This window comes from Streptomyces geranii, from assembly GCF_002954775.1.
GTDB classification, from domain to species: Bacteria; Actinomycetota; Actinomycetes; order Streptomycetales; family Streptomycetaceae; genus Streptomyces; species Streptomyces geranii.
In genome coordinates, this window is record NZ_PJME01000007.1 from 170,338 (window position 1) to 189,580 (window position 19,243).

Consider the following 19,243-nt stretch of genomic DNA (forward strand, 5'->3'; position numbering starts at 1 on the left):
CAGTTGGGCAGCTCGGGGGGTTCGAGAAGCCTGGCGGACGCGGGAGGAGCGAAGGGCCTGAAGGGGCCGGGCAGTTCGGGGCGCTTGGGCAGCAGGGCGCGTCTGCGGAGGCTGGGGAGTCCCAGGGGCTCGGGTGGCGTGAGACGGGTGCGCAGCGTACGGAGGCCTGGGAGGTAGGGGAGTTCGGACAGCGCGGGAGGTCCGAGGAGTCTGCGGAGGTTGGAGAACCCGGCAGCCTCGGGCAGCGCGGAACGGACGCGAAGTGTGAAGAGGCCGGGGAAGCCCGGGAGTTCGGGAGGCAGGCGAAGCCTGCGGAGGCTGCGAAGCCTGCGGTGACCGAGGCGCCGGTGACGCGGCCGGGGGACGCGGCGCGTGCGGCGCTGCGGGGCGCGAAGGCGTCGGCCAGGGGTGAGCACCAGGCAAGTGCCTCGCCACCGACAGGCGTCCCGCCCATGCCGGGCCCCGAGACCCCGGACGTGCCCGACATCGCCCTGGACGTTCCCGACGCCCCACAGGACCGTACCGAGGCGTGGGCGGGCCGGGACCGTACCGACGGGGGAGCCCGCCGGGACCGTACCGGTACCGACGCGGGAGTCCGTCCGGGCGCGCGGCCCGGGGACGTCGCTCGTGAGGCCTTGCGTGCCGCGCGCGGGGAGGCGTTGCGGGCCCGTCTCGACGCGGAGGCGTCGGCGGCCGAGGCCGCGCGGCGTTCGGTCCGACCCGCACGCGGGTGGGACCCGCGTGACCGGAACCCGGGGGAGCGGACCCGCGACGTACGGGAACTGCTCGCCGCCACCTTCGAGTCGCCCTCGGACGAGCCGCCGGTGGCGGTGCCGGGGAGGGACCCCAGGGCTTCCGACGGCGATCCCTATGCGGACCCTTCGCCGCCGGTGACCGTGGGGGATGTGCTGCGAGCCGTTGCCGCGCCGACCGCACGGCACGAGACCTCGTACGACAACGTGCACGACACAACGACCACCGAGGCCCCCCAAGCCTCCCCGGCCCCCCGCCGCACCACCGATTCCCGGCAGGCATCGCCGCCCCTCGACGCTCCACGCAACGCCACCGCGTCCCCCTCCCTGCCCGCAGCCTCCTCTATGGCGGCCCCCGGCCGTGACGGCGAGCTGCGCCGCACCTTCCCCGCCCTGCGGGCTTCGGGGAACCCCGAGAGCTGGTGGGGGAACGCCTGGGTGACCGCCCTGGAAGAGGGCGCGCTGGACGCGGCCCGGCTGGTGCGGGGGCGCGGGTACGCGGAGAAGGGGCATGTCGACGCCATCACCGTGACACCGGGGCTCGTGCTCGCCTACGTACAGGGCTCCCGCCCCCGGCCGTACCGCGTGCAGGTCCGGCTGCGGACGTTCGGCGAGCAGGAGTGGGAGCGGTTCCTGGAAGCCGCCGTCGAACGACCGGGGCACATCGCCGCGCTGCTCGACAAGGAGTTGCCGCAGTCCCTCGCCGACTGCGGGGCGCCGTTGCTGCCCGCCCCCGGCGACCTCGAACCCCACTGCAGCTGCCCCGACTCCGGGCACCCCTGCAAGCACGCCGCCGCCCTCTGCTACCAGACCGCCCGCCTCCTCGACGCCGACCCCTTCGTCCTGCTCCTCCTGCGCGGCCGGGGCGAACGGGACGTGCTCGACGAGCTGTCCCGGCGCAACGCGGCCCGGGCCGCCCGGGCGGCCCAGGAGCAGCAGACGGCGACGTTCCCCGGGGTCCGGGCCTCCGAGGCGCTCGCCCCGCGCACCCTCCCGCCGCTCCCGGCCCCGCTGCCGCCCCGCCCGCACCCCGAGCCGCCTCCGGCCTACCCGGCGGCTCCGGGCGGCCCGGACCCCTTCGCGCTGGACCAGCTGGCGACGGACGCCGCCGCCCGCGCCCACACCCTGCTCACCGCCGGCCACGACCCGGTCGGCGAGCTGACGCTGTGGCAGGACGCCGTACGGCTGGCCGCCGCCCGCCCAGGCTCGGGCCTCACCGCGGGCACCCGGGCCCTCTACGCCTCGCTCGCCAGAGCCGCCGGCCGCACCCCCGGCGACCTGGCACGCGCGGTGGCCGCCTGGCGGCAGGGCGGGCCGGACGGACTGGAGGTCCTCGAAGAGGCCTGGGACCCCCCGGCGGGCCGCTTCGACCGCGCCCGCCCCCTCCTCCTGGCCGCCGACTTCCCCGCCTTCAGACCCAGGCGCAATCACTTGACCCACCCACACGGCCACAGACAACTCCGCCTGGGCCGGGACGGCCTCTGGTACGCCTACGAGTCCGAACCGGGCCACGAGGACTGGTGGCCCCGAGGCACCCCCGACCTGGACCCGGTGGGCGCCCTCACCGGCCTCGGCAACCTCACGGACCCCTGACCGGACGACGGCGACCACAGGTCGGCGACGGCACCCCGCCCCGGCGGGAGACCACGAGCAGTGCGGGTGCCCCGCGGCGACCGCACCGGCGTACGAGGGACGCTCAGACCCACCCCGCCACCCCAACAGCGACCAGCACCGCCGACCCCTCCACCGGCAGCCCCACCCCGAGCACCCGGCCACCCCCGTCCCACTCCACCCTCGTACGAGCCCCCGCCTCGAACAGCACCCTCGTCCGGGCGTTCGCGTCGGCCCCCGGCAGTGGCACCGTCACGCTCTCGGGCGCTCCGGCGCGGCGCCACAGCGCCAGCAGTGTCGTGCCGTCGGCCGTGGTCAGGGCCAGGGCGAGGATGCCGTCGCGCCAGGCGGGCAGGCCCAGCGGCCAGTGAGGGAGGGCGTCGGGCAGGAGGTGGCGGTAGGTCTTGTATGCGGCCAGGGCGTCGCGGACCAGTGCCGTTCCTTCGGGGTTCAGCAGGTCGGGCCGACCGCTGAGGTGGACCCGGCCGAGCATGGCCGACACCAGCACCGTGCTCAGGTCGGCCGGGGTGTGTTCGGGCTGCGGGTAGGCCCAGATCGCGGCCTGCTCGGGGGTGACCGCGGTCGGTGACGCGGCGGCGACGGCGGGAAGCAGGCGGAAGTCCTGCTGGTCGGTGACCGAGTGGATGGGCAGGCGGGAGAGGGTCGCGTGGTCCGTACGGCTGCCGCCGGCCGCGCAGCTCTCCAGGACCAGGTCGGCATGGCGGTCCAGGACGCCGTCGAGCCAGTCGAGGTAGGCCCGGTTGTGGCCCAGCAGGCCGTCGCCGGGGCTGTCCGTACCGTCCGGGCCGTCGGTGCCCGCGCCGATGTCGATGTTGTAGTCGAGCTTGAGATAGCCGACGCCGTAGTCGCGCACCAGCCGGTCCACGACCCCGTCGAGATGCGCGCGGGCCGCCGGGTGGCGCAGGTCGAGCTGGTACCGGCCCCACTCCACCACCCGGACCCCGTCCCGCCGGAAGAACGCCTCCTCCGGCAGCGCGGCGGCGACCGCGCCCCGCACCCCCACCACCTCGGGCTCCAGCCACAGCCCGGGCACCATCCCCGCCCCGCGGATCCGGTCGATCACCTCGCCGAGCCCACCGGGGAACCGCCGCCGCGACTCCTCCCAGTCCCCGACCGCGTCCCACCACCCCGGCACCCCGCCCGGACCGACCGTGCCCGGCGGTTCGTCGTCGAACCAGCCCGCGTCGACGCAGAACACCTCGGCCCCCACGGCCGCCGCCGCGTCCACCAGGGGCAGCAGGGCCTTCGTACTGGGCTCGCCCATCAGGCTGTTCATGAAGTCGTTGAAGACGACGGGGAGACGCTCGTGGTCGGAGTGGGCGCGGCGGGTGGCCCGCCGATGGGCCGTCAGCGCGCCTACCGCCGCCTCCAGACCGCCCTCCGGTACGACGGCCAGCGCGGCCGGGACGGTCCGGAAGGCGTCGCCGGGTGCGAGGCGGCGGCGCCACTGGTGCTCGCGGTCGGTGGGGCCCGAGAGGGCGAGATACACGTCGTCGAAGCGGTCGCCGACCTCGGCGTGCCAGGAGCCGTTGTGCTCGATCTGCCAGAGGAGGGCACGGCCGGTCGCCGTCGCCTCCAAGCAGCCCATCGGCAGGTACTCGGACGACGACCAGGAACCGGTGCTGGTCACGGCGACGCGGTTCTTCGACCCGGTCTGGCCGTACGCCACCATGCCCACGTCGTACAGGCCCCGCTCGGCAAGAGTCGCCCGGGACCAACGGAACTCCCCGCTCCAGGGGTTGGCGGCCAGCCAGAGCGACAGCCCGTCCTCCCAGCGGGCGCCGGCCGGGAGGCGCCGGGCCAGGTTGGCGAGGGTGAGCGAGGAGACGTACTCCAGGGTCACCGGGGCATCGCCCCCGTTCTCGACGTACGCCTCGGCGTGCAGTACCGGCACCGCGCCGTGCAGCCGGTACAGGGCGGTGACCCGCACCCCCGTCGCGTCGTCGGCCATCCGGACCTTCAACGTCCGTACGACACCCCCGCCCCCGCCTTCATCTCGGTCACCCCCGTCGTCGGCCTCCTCGTACCCGGTGCAGCGCAGCCCCCGGGACAGCGCCCCGTCCACATGCCGCTTGCCCGACGTGCCCAGCCGTCCGCCACCCGCCGTCTGGACCTCCACCAGCGGCAGCGCCCGCGACGCGAGCCGCGCGCACAGCTCCGGCTCCCGCTCGGGATCGGGCAGCCCGGCCGCCTCGCCCACGGCGAGCAGCCGCGCCGGACCGGCCGGATCGAGGGAGACGAGGAGTGACAACTCGTCGCTTCCCCAACGCAGATGAGTGAGGGACATGGAGCGGCTCCGCCCGTAACGAGAGACGACGACAATGACTGTGAACAGAAAACGTTTACTGCATCCATCGCCAAGCTGTCCACTCCCCGGCACCCGCCGCGAGGCACCCCGCATGCAGTAACGTCGAGCCGTGACGGAGAACAACGGGAACAGCGAACGGCCCACCGCCCGCGCGGGCCGCCCCGGACAGCGGAAGCGGGCCGACGCGCAGCACGGCGCCAAGGAGCGGCCCAGCACGATCCGTGACGTGGCGCGGAAGGCCGGCGTCTCCGTAGCAACCGTTTCCCGCACCCTCGCCGGGAACTACCCCGTCTCCGACGAGGCCCGGGCCCGGGTCATGGCCGCCGTCGCGTCCCTGCACTACGTCGTCAACGTGCACGCCAAGGCGCTCTCCGGGCAGGTCGCGGGCCCGGTCGCCCTGGTCATCAAGGACATCACCGGCCCCTCCCTCGCCCATGTCGCCGCCGGGGTCGAGCAGGAGGCCGCCGACCGGGGCAGGCTGAGCCTGGTGTGCGCCACGCACGACGACGCGACCCGGGAGGACGCCCTGGTCCAGCTCATGCGGGAGCAGCACGCGGCGGCCGTCCTCCTCGTGGGCGGCGTCGTCCCGGACGCGGCGTACGAGCGCCGGACGATCGGCTATGCGAAGGCGCTGGACGCCGCCGGGTCACGGCTCGTGCTGGTCGGCCGCCCGGCCCCGGCGCCGGACCTGCCGGTGACGGTCGTCGACTACGACAATCGGGGCGGCGCCTTCCAGGCCACCTCGCACCTGCTCGCCTCCGGGCACCGCCGGGTGCTGTTCCTCGGCGGGGAGACCGGGCTGAGCAGCGGGGACGAGCGCCGGGCCGGTTACCGGGACGCGCTGCGCGCCCACGGCGCCGGGCAGGCCGAGGAACTCGACACCGAGGGGACGTACACGCGTGCCTCGGGCTATGCCCGCACCCGGGACGCGGTGCGCGCCGGGCTGGACTTCACCGCCGTGTTCGCCGCCTCCGACATGGTCGCGCTGGGCGCGCTCGCCGCACTGCGCGAGGCCGGGCTGGACGTGCCGGGCGACGTGTCCGTCGTGGGCTTCGACGACGTCCCCTTCGCGACCGACCTGACCCCGTCCCTCACCACGGTCCGGGTGCCGTACGAGGAACTCGGCCGTACCGCCGTACGCCTGGCCCTGGAGCGTGAGCGGTCGCTCGGCGGCGAGGAGCACGTGGTGCTCGGCACCCAGCTGGTCATCCGGCAGTCGGTGCGCAGGGTGGACTGGTAGGAGCCTGCCGTTGGTAACCGTTTGCTCTACGCCTCCTAGTCCGTTCCCAGGTGCACGCGGAGCACCGTGTACGTCTCGCCGTCCCGCGGCGGCCGGGTCCAGGAGCCGGTCGTGAAGGTGTGCAGCCGACCCTTCTCGACGGCCTGACGCGGCAGGGACGCCCCGAACTCCCCGGCCAGCGCGTCGAGCAGCGACCGTTCGGCCTCGGCTTCGGCCTCGGCCTCGTCTGGGTCCTGGTCCTCCGGGGTGCCGAAGAACAGGCTCGGATCCAGTGCGGGCGGTATGTCCCCGCTCTGCTCGATCTCCCCGTCGACGTAGGTGAAGGCGTACTCCTCGACACCGTCCCGGGCTACCGAGAGGTGGAAGAACGGCTGCCCGTGCCAGGTCCGCAGGCCGCTCCACACCACCACCGCGCGGGTGCCGGTGCTCGCGGCGGCGGCCGGGGAGACGAAGCGCCGCCGGTCGAACGGGGACGGATCGCCGTCGAAGGCGAAGCTCCAGCCGGCGCCGGCCCGGCCCACCGCCATCAGGGGCCTGTCCTCGTAGGACGAGAACTCCGTCCGGCCGCGATGCGCTGCGCTGTGCGCCTCCCAGGACGTCATGGGTTCGTTGAGCGCGGTGTCGCCCCCCTTCTCGTCGCCATTGCCGTCCCCATCGCCGTTCTCGCTGCTGCCCGAGAGCCGTCCGGGCAGCTCCTCCGGCCGCGCGCCTTCCACCAGGACGAACCGGTAGGACGTGCGGTTGTTGCCCGGGTCCGGTTCCGCGAGCCACCCCAGACCGCCCGGGTCGAGCCCGGCCGTCGGCCTCGGTGCCTCGCCGGTCTGGCCGCCCCTCGGGGTGGACAGCAGCTCGCGGCCCCGCTCCGGGGTCAGCAGCGGCCCGAGCAGGGGGTCGGCCACCCAGCCCAGCGGCGCCAGGAGGTCCGGTCCCAGGGGCTCCCACAGGGGCAGGGCGTCCGTCAGCGTCCGCCAGGCCGTCTCGGTGTCTCCCCACCGCGCCAGTTCCCGCGCCCGCTCGACCGCCTCCCCGAACGGCCCGGCCGCCGTGTACCGGTACGTGCCCTTCCGCACCCGGTCCAGGGTCGCGTACGCCAGTGACACCAGGTCCTCGTCGGCGCCGCCCAGATGGAACTTCAGCGTGGCGTCGTCCCGGTACGAGTGCGCCGCGTGCTCGGCGACCAGCGACGGCAGGAACTCGGGCGCGTATCGAGGGTCCGTCGCCAGCCCCGGGAAGTCCACGGAGGCGTCCCCGAGCAGACGGCGTATCTGGTCGCCCAGTCCGGCGGCGCGCGGTCGGCCGTATCCCTTGGCCTCGTCCAGCGTCCTGGCCGCCTGCTCCCAGCCGCCGCGCAGCGCCTCCAGCCGGGCCTCCTCCAGCCGGGCGTCCAGCGTGCGCGTGGTCTCGTTGGCGAACTCCCGTCCCCCGAGGGGCCGGTGCGCCCGCAGGCTGTGGAACTCGCGGTGCATGTCCCGCATGAACTCCACGAAGTTCGCGTGCCGTTCGGGCGGCGCGGCCCGCCAGCCCGCCCAGGTGTACACGGCCCACTCGCCGCCCGCGTCCACGTCCTCGGGGTCGAAGAGGACGTACATGGCGTCGGACTCGACGTCGAGTTGCAGTCCGCCCCGCCAGAGGTCCGCCTCCTGCCACTCCCCGGGCTCGGCGTCCTCGACCGCGTACTCCTCGGCCATGTCACCGAGCCCCGACTCGTCGTTGTGCCAGCGAGCCTGCCCGGTCCCCGCCAGCAGCCACACGAACCCGCCCGCGTGCCGCCATCCGTCGCTGACCTTCAGGAACTCCCGGTACGACGGCGGCATTCGCCGGCCGAGGCGCTCCTCCATGGCGACGATCCGCTCCTCGGACGCGGGCGGGAACCCCAGCCAGCCCGCCTGCCGCGCGGCCTCGTCGTCCGCGTCGCGCGTCTCGCCCTCCGCCAGGGAACCGGCCCATTCCCCGCTCCAGTCGCGCAGGAAGGACCGCCAGTCGAATGCCGTGATGTCCGTCGCCGTGGTGTCCGTCATACGCCCGATGCTGCCACCCACCACTGACAACGCCCCGTGGCACCCGGCGGCGGCCGGGCCGTCGCGGGCAACCCATGGCGCCGGCCACCCTCCGCGCCGGAGAATGCGCTGATGACCCCGACGAGTACCGCCCCGCCCGACCCGGCGCACCGCATACCGATGCGCGCGAGCGCGGTGATGAGTTCCCTGTGCGTACTGGTGGCCGCGTTGCTGCTGCTGGTGGGGATGCGCGGCGCGCTCGACGAGGAACGCGCCTTCCGGGACGCGGTCGCCTGCGCCTCGGACGGCAAGGGCGCCGTCGGCCGCGAGAGCGACTGCCTGTGGACCCTCGGGGCCCGGATCGACCGCACCGAGGCCGAGAGGCGGCGGAAGACGTCCTCGTACTGGATGTATCTCACCGAGGCGGACGGGAGTTCCAGCCGCACCCGGCTGCCGGGCAGCGCGAGCGAGCGACCGGACACGCGCGCGGGGGACCGTGTCGAGGTCACCTACTGGCGGGGGCAGATCCGGTACGTCGACTTCGGATCCGCGCGCGGGTACACCACCGCGGACCCGCGCGGCGACTACCGGGTCTTCCTCACCTGGGGCTTCGTCGCGGGCTTCCAGGGACTGACCTACCTGTGGTGCTGGTACTGGTACGCCGCCCGGCTCTTCCGTGTCTCCGTGAGGGCGTACCCGTGGCAGTTCGGTGTCCCGCTGATCGGCGGGTTCGGCCTCACCGCGGTCGGGGCGGCGGCGCCCTGGCCGACCGACAGCCCATGGGCGGCGCTCGGCCTCGTCGGACTCTGCACCCCCGCGGTGCTGGCCGTCTGCGGGGTGATCGCCCTGTTCCTGTGGCGGCGCCAGCGCGGCGACGACACCGTCACGGTGACGCCGTCCGTGCCCACGACGGAACGGCGCTTCCCCGGAGCGGTCCTGGGCGAGAGGTCGTACGCGACCGGCCAGGGACAACTGATCGCGACCCCTGGACACTTGGCGACGACGACCGGCCCCCTTGCCGCCCTCCGCCGGGAGATGCCGCGCGGTCTGACCCCCGTCCGGGTCCGCCCGCCCTACCGGACGGACCCCGCCGGCCGCCCCGACCACGGCGGCCGGGCCCTGGTCCTCGAATGCGAGGACGACGGCGTACCGGTGCTGATCGTCACCCACCGGAAGCACATGCCGTTGGTCCTCGGCGCCCTCCGGCCGACGCCCGCCACCGAACCGGCCCGGCAGTAGCCACCGAAACCACCCGACCCCGAAAGGAAGCGCAGGCATGATCGAGTGGGTGTCCCTCGGCACCGGAGCCCGGCCCGTCCCCAGGCCGGTCGCCACTCCGCTGGTGTGGGCCGCGGCCTCGGGCGGTGCCCTGGTGCTCGTCGCGCTGCTCAACACCCTGACGGGCACCGACCGCCCAGGACTCGCCCTGACGGCACTGTCCGTACTGGCGGCCCTCCTGGGCCTGTGCGCCCGCTTCACCGCGGCCCCCGGTACGGCACTGCTGTGCTGGCTCTTCCTCAACGGCTTCGCCATCCCGCCCGCGGGCACCCTCACCTGGGCCGGACACCGCGACACCTTCTGGCTCGCCTGCCTGCTCACGGCGGCCCTCGTCGGCACGACCCTGGCCCGCCTGTTCCACGCCCGCGCCGCCTACCGCCGTATCGACGGGGCGGCCGTGACGAGAGAGCCGTACGACGGGCCGTACGACTTCTGACCGGCGTGCGGGTCATCCGTCGGACGTTATGTCCCCCGAAAGGTCTTTCACCTGATCCGGGCCACATCCTCACAACCCCTGTCATAGGGGCAGGGTGAGATGTGGGAGCGTAAGCCGGGTGAGTGACGCACCGATCAACACCCTTCAGTACCGCTTCGACGGACCGGACGACGCGCCTGTCCTGATCCTGGGTCCCTCACTGGGCACGACCTGGCACATGTGGGACCGTCAGATCCCCGAACTGGTGAAGCAGTGGCGGGTCTTCCGTTTCGATCTGCCCGGGCACGGCGGTGCCCCCGCGCACCCCTCCGGGTCGGTGGGCGATCTGGCCGCGCGGCTGCTCGCCACTCTCGACGCGGTCGGTGTGCAGCGCTTCGGGTACGCGGGCTGTGCGCTCGGCGGGGCGATCGGTGCCGAGCTGGCGCTGCGGCACCCGGAGCGGCTCGCCTCGCTCGCGCTGATCGCCGCCTCGCCCCGGTTCGGGACGGCCGACGAGTTCCGGCAGCGCGGGGTGATCGTGCGGACGAACGGGCTCGACCCCATCGCCCGCACCTCCCCCGAACGCTGGTTCACCGGCGGGTTCGCCGCCGCGCAGCCCGCGATCACCGAGTGGGCCGTCCAGATGGTCCGCACCACCGACCCCGGGTGCTACATCGCGGCCTGCGAGTCGCTCGCCTCCTTCGACGTACGGGGTGAACTGGCCCGCGTCGGCGTGCCGACCCTCGTCCTCGTCGGGTCCGACGACCAGGTCACCGGGCCCGCCGAGGCCCGCACCCTGGTCGCGGGCATACCGGACGCCCGGCTCGCGGTGGTGCCCGGCGCCTCGCACCTGGTCCCCGTCGAGCAGCCCGCGGCCGTCACAGACCTCCTCGTCCGCCACTTCTCGACGGCCTGGCAGCCCGCGTACGACACCGGCACCGGCGTGATGGCCATTCCGGCGGTGCCGGTCAAGCCGGTGTTGACCGCAGCCCCGCAGCTCACCCCCATCGCGGAGATCGCGCCGCCCGTCCCGCAGCCCGACGCGCAGGGCCGTCCGGATCTGTACGACGCCGGGATGAAGGTCCGGCGCGAGGTGCTCGGGGACGCGCACGTCGACCGGGCGCTGACGCAGGCGGACGAGTTCTCCGGGGACTTCCAGGAGTTCATCACCAGGTACGCCTGGGGCGAGATCTGGAACCGGCCCGGCCTCGACCGGCGCTCCCGCAGCTGCGTCACCCTCACCGCCCTGGTCGCGGGCGGCCACCTCGACGAACTCGCCTTCCACACGCGCGCGGCCCTGCGCAACGGCCTCACCCCGGTCGAGATCAAGGAAGTCCTCCTCCAGGCCGCCGTCTACTGCGGGGTACCGGCCGCGAACAGCGCGTTCAAGGTGGCCCAGCAGGTCATCCGCGAGGAGACGACGCCCGAGGAGTGACCGGGAAAGGCTGGTGGTGAAACCACCAGCCTCGGCGGCCCGCCGGCCCTGCCGACGCGGCAGGATGGGACGTATGAAGCTCACGAAGAAGTCGCACGCCTGTGTCCGTCTGGAGAAGGACGGGCGGACGCTCGTCCTGGACCCCGGGGCGTTCAGCGAGGAGGACGCGGCGGCCGGTGCCGACGCGATTCTGGTCACCCACGAGCACGCCGACCACTTCGACGAGGGACGCCTGCGCGCCGCCCTGGACGCCAACCCCGCCGCCGGCCTCTGGACCCTCGCCTCGGTCGCCGAGAAGCTCGCCGCGGCCTTCCCGGGCCGCGTCCACACCGTCGGCCACGGCGACACGTTCACCGCCGCGGGCTTCGACGTCCAGGTCCACGGCGAACTGCACGCCGTGATCCACCCGGACATCCCGCGCATCACGAACGTCGGCTACCTCGTCGACGGCGCCGTCTTCCACCCCGGCGACGCCCTCACCGTCCCCGACCACCCGGTCGACACCCTGCTGCTGCCGGTCATGGCCCCCTGGAGCAAGCTCTCCGAGGTCGTCGACTACGTCCGCGAGATCAAGCCGCAGCGCGCGTACGACATCCACGACGCCCTCCTCACGGACCTCGCCCGCCCGATCTACGACGGCCTGGTCGGCGGCCTCGGCGGCGCCGACCACCAGCGCCTCGCGCCGGGGGCGTCGGCGGAGGTCTGAGCCGCGTTGTCAGACCCGGCGGGTAGGTTGTGGGGCATGCGCATCGCGACCTGGAACGTGAACTCGATCACCGCCCGCCTGCCGAGGCTGCTGGCCTGGCTGGAGAGCACCGGCACCGATGTGCTGTGCCTCCAGGAGGCCAAGGTCGCCGCCGAGCAGTTCCCCGCCGACCAGCTGCGCGAGCTGGGCTACGAGGCGGCGGTCAACGCGACCGGGAGGTGGAACGGCGTCGCGGTGATCTCCCGCGTGGGCCTGGAGGACGTGGTGACGGGCCTGCCCGGCGACCCCGGCTACGAGGGCGTCGAGGAACCCCGCGCCGTCTCCGCGACCTGCGGCCCGGTCCGCGTCTGGTCGGTGTACGTGCCGAACGGCCGCGAGGTGGACCACCCGCACTACGCGTACAAGCTCCAGTGGTTCGAGGCCCTGAAGGCGGCGGTCGCCGGGGACGCGGCGGGCAGCCGCCCCTTCGCGGTCCTGGGCGACTACAACGTCGCCCCGACGGACGACGACGTCTACGACCTGGCCGCCTTCGAGGGCCTCACCCACATCACCCCGGCCGAGCGCGCCGCCCTGACGTCCCTGCGCGAGACGGGCCTGACGGACGTGATCCCCCGCCCCCTGAAGTACGACCACCCGTACACGTACTGGGACTACCGCCAGCTCTGCTTCCCCAAGAACCGGGGCATGCGCATCGACCTGGTGTACGGCAACGAGGCGTTCGCCGGGGCCGTGAAGGACGCGTACGTCGACCGCGAGGAGCGCAAGGGCAAGGGCGCGTCCGATCACGCTCCCGTGGTGGTCGACCTGGAGGTGTAGAGCCGGGCGGCCCGCTCTCGTGGGCGGTGGGGGCCTCTTGAGCGCCGGGCGCGCATCTCCAGCCTGTCCGGCGATTGAGGACGAGCGCGTTCAGCGCGATACGGGGGTCTGGGGGCGGAGCCCCCAGGGACGGCCACCGGACCCACGGTGCCCTACGGAACCAGCGTCTCCAACGGCACCGCCCCCGCCAGCGCCGCCAACCCCGCGTCGCCGGGATGCAGATGGTCCCCGCTGTCGTACGCGGGCAGCAGTCGCGTCGGCTGTGCCGGGTCCCGTAGCGCCGCGTCGAAGTCCAGGACGCCCTCGAAACCGCCGTCGGACACCGCCTCCTCGCGGATCCACGTGTTGACGGCGGCCCGCTGGCCGTCGACCACCGAGGTGCACCGTGCCTCACCCCCGCACGGCCCGATCGTCGCGACCAGCACCCGCAGCCCCCGCTCCCGCACCCGCGCCGCGAGTTGCTGCAGCCCGGCGACGACCTCGCCCGCCGACGCGCCCGTGCGCAGGTCGTTCACGCCCTGGAAGACGATCGCCGTCCGGGCCGACGTCTGGGCCAGCACGTCCCGGTCCAGGCGGTGCAGGGCGCTCACCCCGCCCGAGTCGGTGGAGACGCCGTCGCCCGGGTAGCGGTCGGTGAGGACACGGTTCGCGGCGATGCCCTGGTTGAGGACGCCGTAGCGGGGGACCGCGCTCTGCGCCCGCAGCCGGTCGGAGAGGACGTCCGGCCAGCGCCGGTTGGCGTCCAGGGTCGAGCGCTCGCCGTCGGTGATCGAGTCGCCGAGCACCACCACCGACCCGGGACCGTCACCCACGTCGACCCCCGTCAGCAGCGGCCAGGTCGTCAGCGTCGAGGTGTACGCCACCGCCGAGCCGTCCGCCGTGTGGTCGCCCGGCGTACTGACGTACGAGCGCTGCTGGGTGAGCCGGTGCAGCGAGGCCGCCGTCACCGTGTCCGGGAGATGGAAGCTCACCAGCAGGTTGGTGTCCGGGGGCACCGTGAAGTCCAGCGGATCGCTGAACGCCTGTGCCCCGGCCGGGAGTTCGGCGCCCGCCGCGCCCCCGAAGGTCAGCGGCACCGGCGTACCGCTCGCCGTCGCACCCGCCGACTGCACCGCCACCGTCGCACCGCCGATCCGTACCGGCGCCGACGCGAAGGTGTTGTCGAAGCGGACCCGCACCCGCGGCCCGCCGGCCGAGGTGTGCACCACCAGCCGCAGCGTGCGGTCCGTCCAGGGGCCGACGGCCGCGTACGTCGCGGTCGGCGCCGCCCAACTGCCCGTCCAGCCGGCCGAGTCGGGCCGTACGGACAGGGCGAACACATGCAGGTCGGCCGCGTACGGCAGCCGCACGGAGTCGACCTCGTGGCCGCGCGCGATCGGCACGGTGACGACGTACAGCCGTGCCTTCTTGGCGAGTTGACCCGTGGGCGTGTTCACATGCGGCAGCGCGACCGCCTTCGAGCCGAGGGGACCGGTGCGCCAGTCGGGGGCCGTCAGCAGATACGAGGACTGCGTGCCGTCCGTGTACGAGACCGTGCCCGCGCCGCTCACGTCGGCGCCGCCGGTGCCGGCGACCAGGAACGCGAGGGCGTCGCCCTGCCCGTGCACCCGTACCGGCTGGCCGGCGGCGCGGACGTTGTCCGGCTCGCCCGGTTCCCGGCAGGGCCAGTTCAGCGCGGCGCCCTGGACGGCGAGGGGGCGGCCCCTGGTCCAGCCGGCGGCCGTCAGGTCCTGGGCGGACACGGAGGCGCCCGAGCCGTCGAAGTCGGCAGTGCCCGGCTCGGCGTCGTCGCTGACCGCCGTGTTGTCGAAGTACTGGGCGAGGGGCAGGGGTTCGGTGGCCAGGGCGGTGGACGACAGGGGCGTCAGCGTCGCGCACAGGGCGAGGATGAGGCCCGGCCCCCAGAGTCCTCGGAGCCCCGATCCCCGTCCGGCTCGGCCACCTCGGCGCATGATCCGTCCCCCGTCCGCATGCCCGCCGCTCAACGCAGTGTGAAGCTAAAGAGGTAGCAGGTGTCCGTCAATGCGGTGGAGGCGCAGGGCCCGGCGCACGGGGAAGTTGGCCGGAACCGGCGGCCCCGCGCGCCCAGTGGTGCGGTCGGCGGTGTGAATGACAGGCTGGACGTATGAACATCCCTTTCCTGGGCAACTGGCGCAAGAAGCATGGACCCGCCCGCGGGGTGGCGGTGTTCTCCGAGGGCGGGCACGACCCCGAGGCGGTCGCCGGGCTGCTCTCCGAGTGCGAGCTGCTGCGCTCCCAGGCCGGCCGGGAGGGCGTCGAACTCGACGACTCCGCCGCCTCGTTGGAGGCGCTGGACCAGCTGCTGCCGGGCTGGCGGGACGACGAGGAGTCGCTGTCCTGGCTCGGCAACGACGCGGGCCTCTACCTCGGCACGGTCATCGTGCGGACCGTGCCCGGCGCCAACTGGGACTTCTGGCCGAACGGCCAGCCCGTCGTACGGCTGTCGTCGGGCCGGGAGTTCGACGTCGTGGCCTCCGGTCACGAGTGGGCGGCCAGCGGGGCGCCCGAGCTTTCGCAGCTGTACGCGGAGGTCTCGGAGACATAGGCCGAAGGCGTAAATACGGCTAATGCCCGAAAAGTGCGTGTCGTGTACTGACTCCGTCTTTATCTGGATAGTTTGCGGCAACCACGACACAGCTGAGAGTGAGTAGGGCTGGGCATGGCCGTCGATCCGTTGATCGAGCTGCACGACGTCAACAAACACTTCGGTGAACTGCATGTTCTCCAGGACATCAACCTCACTGTCGGCAGGGGAGAGGTGGTCGTGGTCATCGGCCCGTCGGGGTCGGGCAAGTCCACTCTGTGCAGGGCGATCAACCGGCTGGAGCCGATCGAGTCCGGGACCATCAGGCTCGACGGTCAGCTGCTGCCCGACGAGGGCAAGTCGCTCGCGCGGCTGCGCGCCGAAGTCGGCATGGTCTTCCAGTCGTTCAACCTCTTCGCCCACAAGACCGTCCTGCAGAACGTCTCGCTGGGACAGATCAAGGTGCGGGGGCGCAAGAGGGAGGAGGCCGACAGACGGTCCCGTGAACTCCTCGACCGGGTGGGCCTGGCCGAGCAGGCGCCGAAGTACCCGGCCCAGCTCTCCGGCGGCCAGCAGCAGCGGGTCGCCATCGCCCGCGCGCTCGCCATGGACCCCAAGGCGATGCTCTTCGACGAGCCCACGTCGGCGCTCGACCCGGAGATGATCAACGAGGTCCTGGAGGTCATGCGGCAACTCGCCCGCGAGGGAATGACGATGGTCGTCGTCACCCATGAGATGGGCTTCGCCCGCTCGGCCGCCAACCGGGTCGTGTTCATGGCCGACGGCCGGATCGTCGAGGACCGCAGCCCCGACGAGTTCTTCACGGACCCGCGCAGCGACCGCGCCAAGGACTTCCTCTCCAAGATCCTCAAGCACTGAGGAACGGTGAGGGTCCGGGCCGGGAGGCCGGCCGAGGTGAACCTCGACTACGATTTGCTGTTCATCCCCGTGGTGACGGCGGTTGAGCCCATCCGCAAGGGGATGGGAACAGAGGCCGAGGACGCCGAGGACGTTGCACCGGCCGAATCAGGGACGCTGCTGCCAGGCGGGCAGTAGTAGGAGGGCATACGTCCGTCCGGCGGCAGCCGGAGATCACTGCTCGCGCAGGGGTACCGACCCGTTCGACGGTCGTGCTCCGGCGAGGAGGAGGTCAGCTGCGCGCCGGTCGGGATGTGCTCGACGCAGAGCGGGTCGACCGGGCTGACCGGCTTGCCGAGGCCGAGCGGGCCCACGTCGCGGAAGTACGCGACGGGGGTGCCGCTCTCCTTGGTTTCGGGGCCTTTTCGTCTGCGGGGGACCTCAGCACCTCCGTACCTCCGACTTCCTCTGCGGGTCCTCCGCCTGCCCTCTGCTCTGCGCTAGGACGCGCGGTGGGTGCTGCGCGGAGCGACGGCGGGCAGCGGGGTCTGGGCGGCCCGGGTGATGTCCGTGACGACCTCGACGACATCGGGGCCGTACGCCTGGGAGTTGACGACCTTCAGGAGCAGGGCGAAGGAGTTGTTCCCGTGCTTGCGGGACAGGCGCTCGTGGTTGCGGGCGAGATAGCGGGTCGCCGCCTGGTTGGTGATCGCGCGCTGGCCGCAGAAGAGGAACACCGGCCGGGCCTCACGGCTCTGCCCCGCGGTGAGCCGCGCCAGGATCACGTACTCGCCCTTGCCCGACTCCAGGCGGTAGCGCTCGGTGCCGATCTGGAACGCGCCCCGGTCCGGGCCGGGTTCGGCGTCGACGTTGACGCGGACGCCGGGCAGCAGGGAGTGCAGATGCGCCGCCATACGGCGGTTGGAGGCCGGGCCGCCCACGCAGAACTCGGTGCGCTCGCCGAAGCCCTGTTGCGCCGCGTCGTGTGCGACGACCTGGGCGTGGGCGTTGCAGTCCTTGATGAGGGCGGAGAGTTCGAGCAGCGCGAACACGTCGTGGCGCATCACCGTCAACTCGGGGCCACCGGCCTCGCGGTTCACGACGAGCAGCGACTCGGAGTTGTCGGGCAGCCCGAAGAAGGCCTGCTTGCGGCGGAGTTTGCGCTTCCACAGATAGGTACGGGCCAGCCAGCCGAGGGCTGCGCTGATACCGGCCGCGACCACACCGAGGACGATATTGCGCACATCGTCAGTCATGGGCGCGCATGGTAGCGGTCGAGCGGAACAGTGTTCGAGGGGCCCTTACGGGACCACGGGGATGAAGTTACGCTGCGCGGACGGTCGTTGACTGGAGGTATTGATGCGTCGCCCTGTCGCGCGAAAGCTGGCGGTCCTGGCGGTTTCGGCCACGGTGGTGTCGGTGGGGGCGGCTGCGCCACCCTCCGGCGCCACGTCCGCAGGCCCGGCCGTCGAGAAGGTACCGGTCGCCGTCGGGTACGGCGGGGCGGTGGCGAGCGTGGACGCGGACGCCTCGGCCGTCGGGATCGAGATCCTGCGCAAGGGCGGCAACGCGGTGGACGCCGCCGTCGCCACGGCCGCCGCGCTCGGGGTCACGGAGCCGTACTCCAACGGCATCGGCGGAGGCGGCTACTTCGTCTACTACGACGCCAAGTCCCGTACGGTGCAGACGATCGACGGCCGCGAGACGGCACCTCTGACGGCCGACTCGGGCCTGTTCCTGGAGAACGGCCAGCCGATCGCCTTCGCCGACGCGGTCACCAGCGGCCTGGGTGTCGGTACGCCGGGCACGCCCGCCACCTGGCAGGCGGCGCTGGACAGTTGGGGCAGCAAGGGGCTGGGTACGCTGCTGAAGCCGGCGGAGCGGCTCGCGCGCGACGGGTTCACGGTGGACGACACGTTCAGGGCGCAGACCGCGTCCAACGAGGCGCGGTTCCGGTACTTCCCGGACACGGCGGAGCTGTTCCTGCCGGGTGGTGCGCTGCCGGTGGTCGGGTCGACGTTCAAGAACCCCGATCTGGCGCGTACGTACGCGGAGTTGGGCCGCAAGGGCGTCGGGGCCCTGTACCGGGGCAAGTTGGCGAAGGAGATCGTCGACACCGTCAACGAGCCGCCGGTGGACCCGGCTTCGGGCTACAACGCGCGTCCCGGCGAGCTGTCGCTGCGGGACTTGGCGGCCTACCGGGCGAAGCGCCAGTCGCCGTCGAAGACCTCGTACCGGGGTCTGGGCGTGTACTCGATGGCCCCCTCCTCGTCCGGCGGGACGACGGTGGGCGAGGCCCTCAACATCCTTGAGCGGACGGACCTTTCGAAGGCGAGCGACGTCCAGTTCCTGCACCGCTACATCGAGGCGAGCAGGATCGCGTTCGCGGACCGGGGGCGCTGGGTGGGCGACCCGGCCTTCGAGGACGTACCGACGAAGGAACTGCTGTCGCAGTCGTACGCCGACTCGCGCGGATGCCTGATCAAGGACGACGCGGTACTGACGAGCCCGGTCGCGCCGGGCGACCCGCGCAACCCGGCGGCCTGCAACACCAACGGGGTCGCGGCGCCGACGACGTACGAGGGCGAGAACACGACGCACCTGACGGTGGCCGACAAGTGGGGCAACGTCGTGTCGTACACGCTGACGATCGAGCAGACCGGCGGCAGCGGCATCACGGTCCCGGGCCGCGGTTTCCTCCTCAACAACGAGTTGACGGACTTCTCCTTCGCCCCGGCCAGCCCGGCCGTCCATGACCCGAACCTGCCGGGCCCGGGCAAGCGCCCGCGCTCGTCGATGTCCCCGACGATCGTCCTGGACGCCCACAACAAGCCGGTCGTGGCCCTGGGCTCACCCGGCGGCGCGTCCATCATCACGACGGTCCTGCAGACCCTGACGAGCTTCCTCGACCGAGGTGTCCCGTTGGTCGACGCGATCGCGGCCCCGCGCGCGAGCCAGCGCAACCAGACGACCACGGAGCTGGAACCGGCCCTGTGGACCAGCGAGTTGAGGACGAAGCTGGAGTCGATCGGCCACGGCTTCCGCCTCAACCCCGAGATCGGCGCGGCGACCGGCGTACAACGCCTCCCGAACGGCAAGTGGCTGGCGGCAGCGGAGACGGTACGCAGGGGCGGCGGCTCGGCGATGGTGGTACGCCCGGCCTCCTGAGCGCAGAAAGCCACCGACCGGAGGCGACTGGGCGGCGGCCCGCCCTTGCAGGCGCGGCCGTCCGCCCCGGGCCGGGTGCGTCTGGGTTCCGCC

Annotated in this window: 15 protein-coding genes; 11 read left to right on the forward strand and 4 right to left on the reverse strand. The window is 73.1% G+C overall.

Annotation, left to right across the window (positions count from 1 at the left end; all coding sequences use genetic code 11):
* The first annotated feature begins 332 nt into the window (after positions 1-332).
* The gene (locus CW359_RS12975) at positions 333-2,345 is read left to right on the forward strand and encodes an SWIM zinc finger family protein (RefSeq protein ID WP_232838374.1); all 2,013 of its coding nucleotides are present in this window, start codon (positions 333-335) and stop codon (positions 2,343-2,345) included.
* Between the two features lie 103 nt (positions 2,346-2,448).
* Here the strand turns inward: CW359_RS12975 and CW359_RS12980 are convergent, their stop codons facing one another.
* Positions 2,449-4,671, reverse strand: a complete 2,223-nt coding sequence (locus CW359_RS12980; RefSeq protein ID WP_105970048.1) for a glycoside hydrolase family 36 protein — start codon at positions 4,669-4,671, stop codon at positions 2,449-2,451.
* 130 nt (positions 4,672-4,801) lie between these two features.
* Between CW359_RS12980 and CW359_RS12985 the strand changes: the two genes are divergently transcribed.
* Positions 4,802-5,932, forward strand: a complete 1,131-nt coding sequence (locus CW359_RS12985; RefSeq protein ID WP_105970049.1) for a LacI family DNA-binding transcriptional regulator — start codon at positions 4,802-4,804, stop codon at positions 5,930-5,932.
* Between the two features lie 35 nt (positions 5,933-5,967).
* Here CW359_RS12985 and CW359_RS12990 read toward each other — a convergent pair whose 3' ends face one another.
* Positions 5,968-7,950 carry an SMI1/KNR4 family protein gene (locus CW359_RS12990; RefSeq protein WP_105970050.1) on the reverse strand — a complete coding sequence of 661 codons (1,983 nt, stop codon included), beginning with the start codon at positions 7,948-7,950 and terminating at the stop codon, positions 5,968-5,970.
* 111 nt (positions 7,951-8,061) lie between these two features.
* Between CW359_RS12990 and CW359_RS12995 the strand changes: the two genes are divergently transcribed.
* From CW359_RS12995 to CW359_RS13015, 5 genes are all read left to right on the forward strand, one after another.
* Positions 8,062-9,168, forward strand: coding sequence for a hypothetical protein (locus CW359_RS12995; protein WP_105970051.1), 1,107 nt, complete (start codon positions 8,062-8,064; stop codon positions 9,166-9,168).
* A gap of 37 nt (positions 9,169-9,205) precedes the next feature.
* Complete coding sequence (locus tag CW359_RS13000) at positions 9,206-9,643, forward strand: hypothetical protein (protein ID WP_105970052.1); 438 nt, start codon at positions 9,206-9,208, stop codon at positions 9,641-9,643.
* A gap of 118 nt (positions 9,644-9,761) precedes the next feature.
* Positions 9,762-11,057, forward strand: a complete 1,296-nt coding sequence (gene pcaDC, locus CW359_RS13005) for a bifunctional 3-oxoadipate enol-lactonase/4-carboxymuconolactone decarboxylase PcaDC (RefSeq protein ID WP_105970053.1) — start codon at positions 9,762-9,764, stop codon at positions 11,055-11,057.
* A 73-nt stretch (positions 11,058-11,130) separates the two neighbouring features.
* Positions 11,131-11,763, forward strand: a complete 633-nt coding sequence (locus CW359_RS13010; RefSeq protein ID WP_105970054.1) for an MBL fold metallo-hydrolase — start codon at positions 11,131-11,133, stop codon at positions 11,761-11,763.
* Positions 11,764-11,799: 36 nt separating this feature from the next.
* Complete coding sequence (locus CW359_RS13015; protein ID WP_105970055.1) at positions 11,800-12,579, forward strand: exodeoxyribonuclease III; 780 nt, start codon at positions 11,800-11,802, stop codon at positions 12,577-12,579.
* A 152-nt stretch (positions 12,580-12,731) separates the two neighbouring features.
* Here the strand turns inward: CW359_RS13015 and CW359_RS13020 are convergent, their stop codons facing one another.
* Positions 12,732-14,531: an SGNH/GDSL hydrolase family protein gene (locus CW359_RS13020; protein ID WP_105970056.1), complete on the reverse strand. Its 1,800-nt coding sequence runs from the start codon at positions 14,529-14,531 to the stop codon at positions 12,732-12,734.
* A 173-nt stretch (positions 14,532-14,704) separates the two neighbouring features.
* Between CW359_RS13020 and CW359_RS13025 the strand changes: the two genes are divergently transcribed.
* The 3 genes from CW359_RS13025 (at position 14,705) to CW359_RS45215 (ending at position 16,180) form a co-directional block, all read left to right on the forward strand.
* Positions 14,705-15,145, forward strand: coding sequence for a DUF6278 family protein (locus CW359_RS13025; protein WP_105970057.1), 441 nt, complete (start codon positions 14,705-14,707; stop codon positions 15,143-15,145).
* Positions 15,146-15,259: 114 nt separating this feature from the next.
* Entirely contained in the window at positions 15,260-16,003 is a 744-nt protein-coding gene (locus CW359_RS13030) for an amino acid ABC transporter ATP-binding protein (protein ID WP_105970058.1), read from the forward strand.
* A gap of 36 nt (positions 16,004-16,039) precedes the next feature.
* Positions 16,040-16,180 (forward strand): hypothetical protein, encoded by a 141-nt coding sequence (locus CW359_RS45215; protein WP_157968533.1) that lies wholly within the window; start codon positions 16,040-16,042, stop codon positions 16,178-16,180.
* A gap of 302 nt (positions 16,181-16,482) precedes the next feature.
* Here CW359_RS45215 and CW359_RS13040 read toward each other — a convergent pair whose 3' ends face one another.
* A complete protein-coding gene (locus tag CW359_RS13040) occupies positions 16,483-17,238 on the reverse strand; it encodes a hypothetical protein (protein WP_198655200.1) in 756 nt (251 codons plus the stop codon).
* Between the two features lie 103 nt (positions 17,239-17,341).
* On the opposite strand from CW359_RS13040, the gene ggt reads away from it, so the two are divergent.
* Positions 17,342-19,150 (forward strand): gamma-glutamyltransferase, encoded by a 1,809-nt coding sequence (gene ggt / locus CW359_RS13045; protein WP_105970060.1) that lies wholly within the window; start codon positions 17,342-17,344, stop codon positions 19,148-19,150.
* The last annotated feature ends 93 nt before the right edge of the window (positions 19,151-19,243 follow it).